This window comes from Paraburkholderia phymatum STM815, assembly GCF_000020045.1.
GTDB lineage: Bacteria > Pseudomonadota > Gammaproteobacteria > Burkholderiales > Burkholderiaceae > Paraburkholderia > Paraburkholderia phymatum.
This window is the reverse complement of sequence record NC_010623.1, coordinates 782690-794232: the sequence shown is the minus strand read 5'-3', so window position 1 is coordinate 794232 and position 11543 is coordinate 782690. Positions and strand designations below refer to the sequence as shown.

8 protein-coding genes are annotated in these 11543 nt (G+C 64.2%); 4 read left to right on the top strand and 4 right to left on the bottom strand.

The window, feature by feature from the left end; translation table 11 throughout:
* The first annotated feature begins 120 nt into the window (after window positions 1–120).
* Window positions 121–1764 carry a tetratricopeptide repeat protein gene (locus tag BPHY_RS19315; protein ID WP_041765148.1) on the top strand — a complete coding sequence of 548 codons (1644 nt, stop codon included), beginning with the start codon at window positions 121–123 and terminating at the stop codon, window positions 1762–1764.
* A 48-nt stretch (window positions 1765–1812) separates the two neighbouring features.
* On the opposite strand, the gene BPHY_RS19310 is transcribed toward BPHY_RS19315, so the two are convergent.
* The 3 genes from BPHY_RS19310 to BPHY_RS42590 form a co-directional block, all read right to left on the bottom strand.
* Entirely contained in the window at window positions 1813–3549 is a 1737-nt protein-coding gene (locus tag BPHY_RS19310; RefSeq protein ID WP_012403128.1) for a peptidoglycan D,D-transpeptidase FtsI family protein, read from the bottom strand.
* 292 nt (window positions 3550–3841) lie between these two features.
* Window positions 3842–5383 (bottom strand): methyl-accepting chemotaxis protein, encoded by a 1542-nt coding sequence (locus tag BPHY_RS19305; protein ID WP_012403127.1) that lies wholly within the window; start codon window positions 5381–5383, stop codon window positions 3842–3844.
* Between the two features lie 912 nt (window positions 5384–6295).
* Window positions 6296–6565, bottom strand: coding sequence for a hypothetical protein (locus tag BPHY_RS42590; protein WP_167538874.1), 270 nt, complete (start codon window positions 6563–6565; stop codon window positions 6296–6298).
* On the opposite strand from BPHY_RS42590, the gene aepX reads away from it, so the two are divergent.
* From aepX to BPHY_RS19290, 3 genes are read left to right on the top strand one after another with little or no spacing between them, the layout of a single operon-like run.
* On the top strand, window positions 6467–8173 hold the full coding sequence (gene aepX / locus BPHY_RS19300; protein WP_012403126.1) for a phosphoenolpyruvate mutase: 1707 nt from the start codon (window positions 6467–6469) through the stop codon (window positions 8171–8173). The two genes, BPHY_RS42590 and aepX, sit on opposite strands and share 99 nt — an antisense overlap.
* Entirely contained in the window at window positions 8170–9354 is a 1185-nt protein-coding gene (aepY, locus tag BPHY_RS19295) for a phosphonopyruvate decarboxylase (protein ID WP_012403125.1), read from the top strand. Before aepX ends, aepY begins: the two co-directional genes overlap by 4 nt.
* Window positions 9354–10445 carry a 2-aminoethylphosphonate aminotransferase gene (locus tag BPHY_RS19290; RefSeq protein WP_012403124.1) on the top strand — a complete coding sequence of 364 codons (1092 nt, stop codon included), beginning with the start codon at window positions 9354–9356 and terminating at the stop codon, window positions 10443–10445. Before aepY ends, BPHY_RS19290 begins: the two co-directional genes overlap by 1 nt.
* On the opposite strand, the gene BPHY_RS19285 is transcribed toward BPHY_RS19290, so the two are convergent.
* Window positions 10442–11392, bottom strand: a complete 951-nt coding sequence (locus BPHY_RS19285; RefSeq protein WP_012403123.1) for a LysR substrate-binding domain-containing protein — start codon at window positions 11390–11392, stop codon at window positions 10442–10444. The two genes, BPHY_RS19290 and BPHY_RS19285, sit on opposite strands and share 4 nt — an antisense overlap.
* Between the last annotated feature and the right edge of the window lie 151 nt (window positions 11393–11543).

Below are 11543 nucleotides of genomic sequence, written 5' to 3'. Positions count from 1 at the left end.
CTGGATGGGCACAGCGCATTCTTCGATTGATATCGAATGGGAACTTGACGATTCTTTACGAGGGGGCGGATCGACCGCCACAAAATGGCCGACGCGGTGCCGCGTGTACGTGCCGATTCGATGCGCCGATCAACTCCTTATTTCTCCGCCATGCTGCCTACTTTCGATCCGTTTCTCGCCTTCCTTCGCTATGCGGCCGCTGCGCAGTCGGGCGGCGATGCGCGAGCGCGTGCGCTGTGGCTCGAGGCCGCGTCCTGCCTCCACGCGACGGATAACGCGTCGATCGACGGGCTGATGCTCGACCTGCTCGAACAGCAGCAGTTCGAGCAGGCGGTGTCGCTGGTCGAGGCCGTCGCGCAACTCGAACCGCACAGCGCAGCCGCAAACATGCGTCTCGGCTACGCGATGCAGATGGCCAGCCGCGATCGCGATGCGCTCGCGCCGTATCGTCGTGCGCTCGCGATCGACCCTGCGTTTCCGCAATTGCGCAAAAACCTCGCGATCGCGCTGAACCGCACGGGCGCCGATCCCGTGCAAGAGCGGGAGATGCTCGAAGCGGCCGTCGCAGCGGCCCCGTCCGACCTCGCGCTGTGGCTCAACCTGATGCCTGCGCGGCGCGCCTGCTTCGATCTCGAAGGATCGCTGGCGGCGGCGGAGCGTGCTGTCGAGCTCGATCCGCAGAGCGCGATCGCGCATGGCAATCTCGCGCAGGCGCTGAAGGAGTCGCAGCGCTGGGACGACGCGCTGGATCACGCGAACAAGGCCTGTGCGCTCGCTCCCGGCAATCCGTCGCTGCGCACGGCGCTCGGCGTGCTGCATCTGCTGCGCGGAGAATACGCGCAAGGCTGGCCTGCGCACGAAGCGCGCTGGAGCGACCCGGCGAGCATGCTGACGGAAGGCCGTCCGCTGTTCGGCAGGCCGCAATGGCGCGGCGAATCGCTCAAGGGCAAGACTTTGCTCGTGTGGGGCGAGCAGGGCATGGGCGACGTGCTGCAGTTTTGCCGCTTCATTCCGCTTCTGGCGCAGCGCGTGCATCGCGAGGGCGGGCGGATCGTCTGGAATTCGTTTGCGCATATGGGCGCGCTGCTGCCGCGCAGTTTCGCGGAACACATCGATGCGTACTCCGTCACGCGCGACCTCGAATCGTTGCCGATGTTCGATTTCGAATTGCCGCTCGTGAGCGCGCCGCTGATGCTCGATACGCGCGTCGAATCGATCCCGCGAGACGTGCCGTATCTGCGCGCGGACGCGGACGCTCGCGCGGCATGGCGCACGCGTCTCGCCGATGAAAAGCGTCTAAAGGTCGGGCTCGCGTGGACGGGCAGCGTGAATCACGGACGCAACCGCTTTCGCCGCGTCGGCCTGGAGCGTTACGCGCGGGCGTTTCGCGATCTCGACGGCGTCGCGTTCTATTCGCTGCAGCCCGGCGCAACGGCCGATGTCGACGCGGCCCGCGCAGCCGGTCTGCCCATCGCCGACTTCACGCATGAATGGCGCAGCTTCGACGATACGGCCGCGTTCGTCAGCGAACTGGATCTGGTGATCAGCGTGTGCACGTCGGCGGCGCACCTCGCGGGCGCGCTCGGGCAGCGTACGTGGGTGGTGCTCGACGTGAATCCGTACTGGACCTGGATGACGGACAGGCGCGACAGCCCGTGGTATCCGACGGCCACGCTATACCGGCAGCGGCAATTCGGAGCGTGGCAACCGGTGATGGCCGAAGTCGCACGCGACCTGCGCGCGCTGGCTGCAAGCGGCGTCTGATTCCGCTGATGCGCGCGGTTCAGGCGCGACAGGGCCCACAGGCAGCGCTCACACTTCTGGCGCATGCGCGACGGCCGAAGCAGGCGCATCGGGCGGCACGCCGAGCAGCTGAAGCGAGCCGCCCGTCACAGCGCTGAACACGGGCCCCGCGACCGCGCCGCCATAAAACGCGCGGCCGGCGGGATCGTCGATCATCACGGCAACGACGAGGCGCGGATTGCTCATCGGCGCCATGCCGACGAACAACGACCGGTAGCGCCCCTTCGCGTACGAACTGCCGACCTGCTTGCGCGCCGTCCCCGTCTTTCCGCCCACGCGATAACCGTCGATATTCGCCGCGCGCCCCGTGCCGCCTTCGCTCGTCGCCATTTCGAGCATCGAGCGGATGGCAGCCGCCGTTGCGGGCGTCGTCACGCGTGGGTGGGCAGACGGCGTGCGCATCGGGTCGGCCAGCAGCGTGGCGGGGTGCAGTGTGCCGTCGCCCGCATAGGCCGTATACACTTGCGCGACCTGCAATAGCGACGCCGACAGGCCGTAACCGTAAGCCATTGTCGCCTGTTCGATGGGACGCCAGCGCGCGAACGGACGCACGCGGCCCGCTGCGACACCCGGGAAGGTCAGCTCGGGTGCACGGCCCAGTCCGTATTCCTGGTACTTGTTCCAGATGGTTTCGGCGGGCAGGTTCAGCGCGAGCTTCGCGAGCGCGATATTGCTCGATTTCTGCAAGGCCTCGGCGATCGTCATGCGTCCGTGGTTCGACGTGTCGTGAATCACGGCGGGGCCGATCTTGTACCAGCCCGGCGCCGTGTCGATCATCGTGTCCGGCCGGACGAGGCCGCGGTCGAGCGACAGCGCGACCACCAGCGGCTTGATCGTCGAACCCGGTTCGAACGTATCGACCACGGCGCGGTTGCGCAACTGCTTGCCCGTCAGACGCGAGCGGTCGTTCGGGTCGAAGCTCGGATAGTTCGCGAGCGCGAGAATCTCGCCGTTGTGCGCGTCGAGCACGACGACACTGCCCGCCTGCGCGCTGTGCTTTGCGACGGCGGCCTTGAGTTGCGCATACGCGAGCTGCTGGATGCGCCGGTCGATCGTCAGATGGACGGTCGCGCCGTTTTGCGCGGGCGTGAGCGGGCGCGTGTCCGACACCACGCGGCCAAGGCGATCGCGGATCACCTCGCGCTCGCCCGGCTCGCCGGACAACAGCTCGTTCGCGGCCAGCTCGACGCCTTCCTGGCCGTTGTCCTCGATATCGGTGAAACCGACCACGTGCGCCGCCGATTCACCCTCCGGATAGAAGCGCTTCGAATCTGCGATGCGCGTGATGCCCGCGAGATTCAGCCTGTCGATATGCGCGGCCGTTTCGGCGTCGACCTGTCGCTTCAGCAGCACGAAGCTCTTGTTGCTGGAGACGCGCTGCCTGAGTTCCGCGAGCGGCATGTCGAGCAGCTTTGCGAGCGGCGGCCAGGCGGCTTCGTCGAGCAGCTTCGGCGACGCCCAGATTTCGTACGTCGCGAGACTCACGGCGAGCATCGCGCCGTGCCGGTCGACGATGCGCCCGCGCATCGCGTCGAGTTCGATGGTCCGCTGATAGCGCTTTTGCCCCTGTTCGACGTAGAAATCCTGATTGACAACCTGCACCCAGAACGCTCGGCCGATCAGCGAAACAAACGCCGCGAACACGAGGATCACGACCAGCTTCGAACGCCACATCGGAAGGCGCGCGACGAGGACGGGATTCTTCGCGACGGGCGCGTACGGATCGTGATTTTTCTTGCGGAGCATGAGGGCGAAGCCGGCCGTTCTGGCAACCGGACCACAGTGAATGTGGACAGATTGTAATAAGAACGTAATCTCGGTGCGAGCTTCGCGCAGGTTTTTGCGCGTGCGCGACGCGCAAGGGGCGCCGGACACACGGGAGGCGGGCCGGTTTTGAAAACGCGGGCGCCATCGCCCGTTCAACTGATGCGTCGTCTCCGACGCGGCGTGTTGATGAGGCGCTCGCAATCGAGCGCCTTCTTTTTTGGTGGGATACCTGGTACGCGAACTTGTTCGCTCACGCAGCGTGGGGCAGGGGTCAGGCTGGCAGCGAGAAACTCGAGATGGCTTCGCGCAACACGCCGACCTGATCTTTCAGCGAATGGGCGGCGGCGGCGGCCTGTTCGACGAGTGCGGCATTCTGCTGGGTGACCTGATCCATTTCGCCGACGGCGCGGTTCACCTGCTCGATGCCTGCGCTCTGTTCGCGGGACGCATGGCTGATTTCCTCGAGAATCTCGTTCACGCGGCGCACGGACGCGACGATCTCGCCCATCGTCGAACCCGCGTTCGCGACGAGCGACGCGCCTTCTTCGACGCTGCCCGTCGACGTCTCGATCAAAGCCTTGATTTCCTTGGCCGCGGTTGCCGAACGCTGCGCGAGGCTGCGCACTTCCGCTGCGACGACCGCGAAGCCGCGGCCCTGCTCGCCTGCGCGCGCCGCTTCGACGGCCGCGTTCAGCGCGAGGATGTTGGTCTGGAACGCAATGCCGTCGATTACGCCGATGATGTCGCCGATCTGCCTGGAGCTGCTGGTGATGTCGCCCATGGTACGGACCACGTCGTCGACCACGAGGCTGCCGCGCTTTGCGATATCGGCGGCCTCGCTCGCGAGGCCCGCTGCCGTCGCTGCGCTATCGGCGTTCTGCTTCACGTTCGACGTCATCTCGTCCATGCTCGACGCGGTTTGCACGAGCGCGGCTGCCTGTTCTTCCGTGCGTTGCGAGAGGTCGGTGTTACCTGCGGCGATTTCGCTTGCGCCGACGTTGATGTTTTCGGTCCCTGTGCGCACCCGCGAGACCGTTTCGACCAGGCCCTGTTGCATTGTATGCAGCGCGTGCAGCAGGCTCGTGCGGTCGTTGTGCGCGAGCGGTACGGGCGTCGCGAGGTCGCCTCGCGCGATCCGCTGCGTCGCTTCGACGGCCGTTTCGAGGTCGCCGCCGAGCGTGCGCTTCACGCTGCGCAGCACGAGCACCATCACGGCGGTGGCGATGCCGCCTAGCGCGAACGTGATGGCGAGCCAGCGCAGCAGATCGACGTAAAACGCCTTCTGCACGTCGTCCATGTACATGCCTGTGACGAGCACCCAGTCCCATGGCGCGAAGCGCATTGCATAGCTGGTCTTGGGGACGGGCGTGTCGCTGCCGGGTTTCGACCACAGGTAATCGACGAAGCCGCCCTTGCCTTGGCCGGCCGCGTTGACGATATCGACGAACAGGTGGTTGCCTGCTGGGTCGGTGAAGCCGGACAGGTTCTTGCCGACGAGCGCCGGCTTGAACGGGTGCATCAGCATGACGGGTTGCGAGTCGTTGATGGAGAGGTAGCCGTCGGAGCCGTAGCGGATTGCGGCGATCGTATCGAGGGCCTGCTTCTTGGCATCGGCTTCGCTCATCACATGTTGTTGGGACAGTGTGTAGTAGCGGTTGACGATCGAATTGGCCTGCTCGACGAGGTTGGTGAGTTGATCGCGGCGGTCGGCGATCATCGACGAGCGGCTGTGCCACGCGCCGAACGCACCGATGAAGACGAGGCCGACCCAAAGGATCGCGATCATCGAGGCGAGTTTTTTGTTCAGTGTCATGGTTGGAGTTTGCTTTGCTTTTTGCTTACGCAGCGGCTGGACGGTTCTCTATGTGGCAGCGCGGCGTTTATGGCACTGCTTAATGGGGTTTACGGCGCACTAGCGTTTGCGCATAACGCGGGGAAACCCGTAATCAGCGTAGCTGTATTCGTATGAAGTTTTTCGTTTCCTGCGTCTGCGGGTGCGGTTTGCGCTGGCATGTGCGTTATGTTTGTGTATTTCATGCGTTGCCCCTGTGCGGGGCGGCACCTACTTTTCTTTGCCGCGGCAAAGAAAAGTAGGCAAAAGAAAGCCGCTCCACACCGGGCGTCTTGACACCTGCCCACGGGCCCTCAATGTCCCCGTAATTCGCGCGGCAACGCATCTGTTTCGACGTTCGTTGCTAACGCCCTTGATCAACGCCTCACCCGCTTCATGCTCTCGTACCAGGACTATCCGTGCTTCACCACCGCCGTCCATATGCGGCAAACGGTGTGTAGGGTGTCGCGCCGCGAAGCGTATCGTTCTTGCCAGAAAACATTCGGTGCCCGGACGCCTGCAGTGCGACAACCGACACACCGTTTGCCGCAAATGGGCGCAAGCAATGCGATGGCGCAGGCCGGTGACGGAGCGCGCGAAGTGGGTGAGGCCGGCTTTGGAACGCTGGCAACGAGCGTGGCTTAGCTCGTTGCCGCATGAATTACGGGGACGTTGAGGGCCCGTGGGCAAGCGTCAAGACGCCCGGTGTAAGCGGCTTTCTTTTGCCTACTTTTCTTTGCCGCGGCAAAGAAAAGTAGGTGCCGCCCCGCACAGGGGCAACGCATGGAGTACGCAGACATAACGCGGATGCCAGTGAAAGTACTAAAACACAAACCAAAAAATGAAAACCCATAAGCGAAAACCAATCCCAGCGTCGCAGACAGAAAAACCGCGCTAATTGGCCACATTTTTCACCCAAACTCCATCAATTGCCAAAATCAGGCCGCATGCAGGTCTCTTCAAAGGCGCGCAGAAATCATTTCCGATATAGTCGCCATTTTTGGTCGCGAGACCGACGCTGCGCGCAGCGCAAAACAGCAGCGCAAAAAGAAAACCGGAGCCACGATGAACGCACGCGAACCCTCTTTCACCACTCTGTCGCGCAGCGCACGCCTGCGCCAGATGCTCACCAGCAATGAACTCGAATTCCTGATGGAAGCTCATAACGGCATCTCCGCGCGTATCGTGCGCGAAGCCGGCTTCAAGGGCATCTGGGGCTCGGGCCTCGCGATCTCCGCGCAGTACGGCGTGCGCGACAACAACGAAGCTAGCTGGACCCAGGTCGTCGATACCCTCGAATTCATGGCCGACGCGAGCGATCTGCCCATCCTGCTTGACGGCGATACCGGCTACGGCAACTTCAACAACGTGCGCCGCCTCGTGCGCAAGCTGGAACAGCGCGGCATCGCTGGCGTCTGTATCGAAGACAAGGTGTTCCCGAAGACGAACAGCTTCATCAAGGGCGAAGCGCAGCCGCTCGCCGATATCGACGAGTTCTGCGGCAAGATCAAGGCCGGCAAGGATTCGCAGACGGATGAGGACTTCTCGATCGTCGCACGCGTCGAAGCACTGATCGCAGGCTGGGGCATGGAAGAAGCGCTCAAGCGCGCAGAAGCGTATCGCCAGGCGGGCGCCGACGCGATCCTGATTCACAGCAAGCTGTCGCGTCCCGACGAGATTCTCGAGTTCGCCCGCGAATGGGCAGGCCGCGGTCCGCTCGTGATCGTGCCGACCAAGTACTACAGCACGCCGACAGAAGTGTTCCGCAAGGCAGGCATCAGCACGGTGATCTGGGCAAACCATCAGATTCGCGCAGCGACCTCGGCGATGCAGGCCGTCGTCAAGGAAATCTACGAGAGCCAGACGCTCGTCAACGTCGAAGACCGCATCGCGACCGTCAACGAAATCTTCCGTCTGCAGAACGCCGACGAATACTCGGAGGCGGAAGAGCGTTATCTTTCGTCGTCGCGCGCGGCGGGCTCGGCTGTCGTGCTCGCCGCGAGCCGCGGCGCAGGGCTCGAAGCCGTCACGACGGATCGCCCGAAGGTCATGCTGCCCATCGCGGGCAAGCCGCTGCTGCGCTGGCTCGTCGATGCGTTCAAGAAGCAGGGCGTCAACGACATCACGGTGGTCGGCGGTTATCGCGCCGACGCGATCGATACCGCCGGCATCAAGCTCGTCGTCAACGAGCGCCACGAGCAGACGGGTGAACTGGCGTCGCTCGCATGCGCGATCGACAACCTGCAGAACGACACCTTGATCTCGTACGGCGACCTGTTGTTCCGCAGCTATATCGTGCGCGATCTGGTGGAGAGCGAGGCGCCCTTCAGCGTGGTAGTCGATTCGACGACGATCGATGAAACGGGTGCGGCGAACCAGAGCGTGCGCGACTTCGCGTGGTGCTCGGCCGGCGACGATCGCGGTCTGTTCGGCAACAAGGTGCTGCTGCGCCGCGTGTCGAACAACGAAGCCGACCTGCACGGCGCAGCGCCGAACGGCCGCTGGATCGGCCTCCTGAACGTGCGCGGCGGAGGCCGTGAGCGTCTGCAAGCGGTGATGAGCACGCTGCGTGCACGTCCCGATTTCGATTCCCTCGATATGCCCGCGCTGTTGAACGCATTGCTCGAAGCCGGTGAAGAAATCGAAGTGCAATACGTGCACGGCCACTGGCGCGGCGTGAACGACCTCGAAGACTTCCGCCGCGCAGGCGACTTCGCGCACGAAGCCACGCCGCTCGCGAAGGGTGATGCAGCGGGAGGCGCCGCTCAATGATCGAGGCAGCACAGTTCGTCGAGGCGGCGCGCGAGCGCGGCTTCGACTGGTATGCGGGCGTGCCGTGCTCGTATCTGACGCCGTTCATCAACTACGTGCTGCAGGATCCGAAGCTGCATTACGTGTCGGCGGCGAACGAAGGCGATGCCGTCGCGCTCATCGCGGGCGTGACGCTCGGCGCGCAGAACGGCCGCCGCGGCGTGACGATGATGCAGAACTCGGGCCTCGGCAACGCAGTGAGCCCGCTTACGTCGCTCACATGGACGTTCCAGCTGCCGCAGCTCCTGATCGTCACGTGGCGCGGCCAGCCAGGCGTCGCGGACGAGCCGCAGCATCAGCTGATGGGCCCCATCACGCCGGCCATGCTCGACACGATGGAGATTCCGTGGGAGACCTTCCCGACGGAACCCGACGCAATTGGCCCCGCGCTCGACCGCGCAATCGCGCATATGGATGCGACGGGCCGCCCATACGCGCTCGTGATGCAGAAGGGCAGCGTCGCGCCCCACGAACTCAAGGACGCGGGCCGCTCTGCGAAGCGCGAAGCATGCATGGCACGCGATGTCTCGCGAGCAAAGACACCCGACGCCTTGCCGACCCGCAACGAAGCGCTGCAACGCGTGATTGCGCACACGCCGTTGCATTCGACCGTGGTGCTGGCGTCGACGGGATTTTGCGGACGCGAGCTCTATGCAATCGACGATCGCCCGAACCAGCTTTACATGGTCGGCTCGATGGGCTGTCTGACGCCGTTCGCGCTGGGCCTTGCGCTCACGCGTCCGGATCTGCACGTGGTCGCGCTCGACGGCGACGGAGCCGCGCTGATGCGCATGGGCGTGTTCGCGACACTCGGCGCGTACGGTCCTTCGAATCTCACGCACATTTTGCTCGACAACGGCGCGCACGATTCGACGGGCGGGCAGTCGACGGTATCGCCGCAGGTGTCGTTCGCGGGTGTCGCGGCGGCGTGCGGCTATGCGTCGGCGGTCGAAGGCGACGACGTGAGCCTGATCGACGAACTGTTCGCGTCGCCGCTGCTCGACGGCCCGCGCTTCGTGCGCGTTGCGATTCGCCGCGGCACGCCGGATGGCTTGCCGCGCCCGACCATTACGCCGCCGGATGTGAAGACGCGCCTGATGCGCCACATCGCCATGGGCGGCCCGAACCAAGGAGCACGCTGATGCTGCTGATGAATCCCGGTCCCGTCACGCTGACGGAGCGCGTGCGCAATAGCCTGCTGCAAACGGACCTGTGTCACCGCGAAAGCGAGTTCTTCGATCTTCAGGACGAAGCGCGTTCGCGTCTCGTCAAGCTGTACGACCTCGACCCCGCGCAATGGAGCGCCGTGCTGATGACGGGCTCGGGCACGGCAGCCGTCGAAAGCATGATCGCAGCGCTCGTGCCTGAGAACGGCAAGCTGTTGATCATCGAAAACGGCGTGTATGGCGAGCGTATCGCGCAGATTGCAAAGCAGTACGGCATCGCGCACCGCATCGTGAAGCACGAATGGATGCAGGCGCCCGAGCTCGCGCGCATCGCGGCCGCGCTCGACGACGACAAGGCCATCACACATGTCGCCGTGATTCATCACGAGACGACCACGGGCCGTCTGAACGACCTGAAGGCGCTCGCGCAGGTTTGCCGCGCGCGCGGCGTGAAGATGCTGGTGGACGGCGTGAGCAGTTTCGGCGCAGAAGAGATCGACTTCGCGGAAGGCACGATCGTGGCCGTCGCCGCGACCGCGAACAAGTGCCTGCATGGCGTGCCGGGCGCGGCATTCGTGATCGTGCGGCGCGATGCGCTGGCCGTTGCCGCAAGCCGCACGTATTACCTCGGGCTCGTGCGGCTTGCCCAGTTGCAGGATCAACGTAATACGCCGTTTACGCCGTCGGTGCATGCGTATTACGCGCTCGTCGAAGCGCTACGCGAAATCGATGAGGAAGGCGGCTGGAAGGCGCGCCACGCCCGCTATGCGGCGCTTGCCGAGCAGGCGCGTGCCGGGCTTGCCAGGCGCGGGATCCATAGCGCGCTGCCGGCTTCCGAATCGTCGGTTGTGCTGCGAGCGTATCGCTTGCCCGAAGGCGTGTCCTATGAGCGCCTGCACGATGCGCTCAAGGCACGTGGTTTCGTGATCTATGCAGGGCAGGGCGGCTTGTCGAAAGAACTGTTCCGTATCTCGACCATGGGCGCGATTCATGCGCCGGATATCGACCGGCTGCTCGCGTGTTTCGATGAGCTGATGCGCGCGGCTGTCAGCGAAAGCGTCAGCTAGACGAGTATCTCGACCGAGTGCATCGCGCGGCGAATGTGGGCTGACGCCATCCACTTCTCGCCGCGAACCGTTTCAATGAAACAGTCTATGAAGCAGCGCGACGCCGCATCGGGCGGCTCGCCGTTGCGCGTAATGATGCCGACGAGTGAATCGTCGAGCTGTTCTCGCAACGGCAGCGCGCACAGATCGTCGCGCTGCGCGCACAACTCCACCAGAGGCCACGGAAAGATACTGACCATGTCGGTATAGCGGAGCAACGGCACGGCCACCGCCAGCGAGTGCAGATAGTGAATGCTCCGCGGCACGGGCAAGCCATATTGCGCGAACGTCCGGTACGGCGCCTGCCCTTCCGTCTCGGGATCGAGTGCAACCAGCCAGTCGAGTTCGAGCAGGTCAGCCAGTGAGCGGCTTGCCGCATTCGGATGACCGTTGCGCGCGACCACTGCGCGGCTCGATGCAAACACCGGCTGATAAGTGAACGCGCCGCTCGCCGCGCCAGGCGACTGCCGGCCGATGTAGATATCGAGGCTGCCGTCGCGCAGGCGCGGATTCGCAATCGCAAGCAAACCTTCGAATAGTTCGAGCTGAATCTGCGGCATACGCTCGCGGAAACGCGCGACCGTCTCCGGCAGGAACGTCAGTGCCACCCACGCGGTCACGGCCACGGACAGCCTTCTGCGAGGAATGCCGCGCAACGCATCGAGCGCTTCATGAGCGCGCGTCATTTGCGACACGATCAGACGCGCATGCGTCAGCAGGGTTTGCCCGCATTCGGTGAGCGTGACGCCGGACGACGTGCGTAAAACCAGCTGCATCTGGATGGACTCCTCCAGCAACTGGAGGCTTTGCGTGATCGCGGCAGGCGACGTGTCGAGCAGCCGCGCTGCACCGCGCACGCTGCCCGCGTCCGCTACGGCGACCAGCGCGCGGAGCTGATGCGTTTTCATAAGGTCCCCGATAGTCCCATCCATGGCCGGCGTTCAGTAATGCTTGACGCGTTCAGCGATGGTGATCGTTCCTGGAAAGCGTTCAGCGGTCTATCTTTGCGACACCTGTTCAATTTCGCTGCGCGATGATGTTCCGATGTTCCGCCGCATG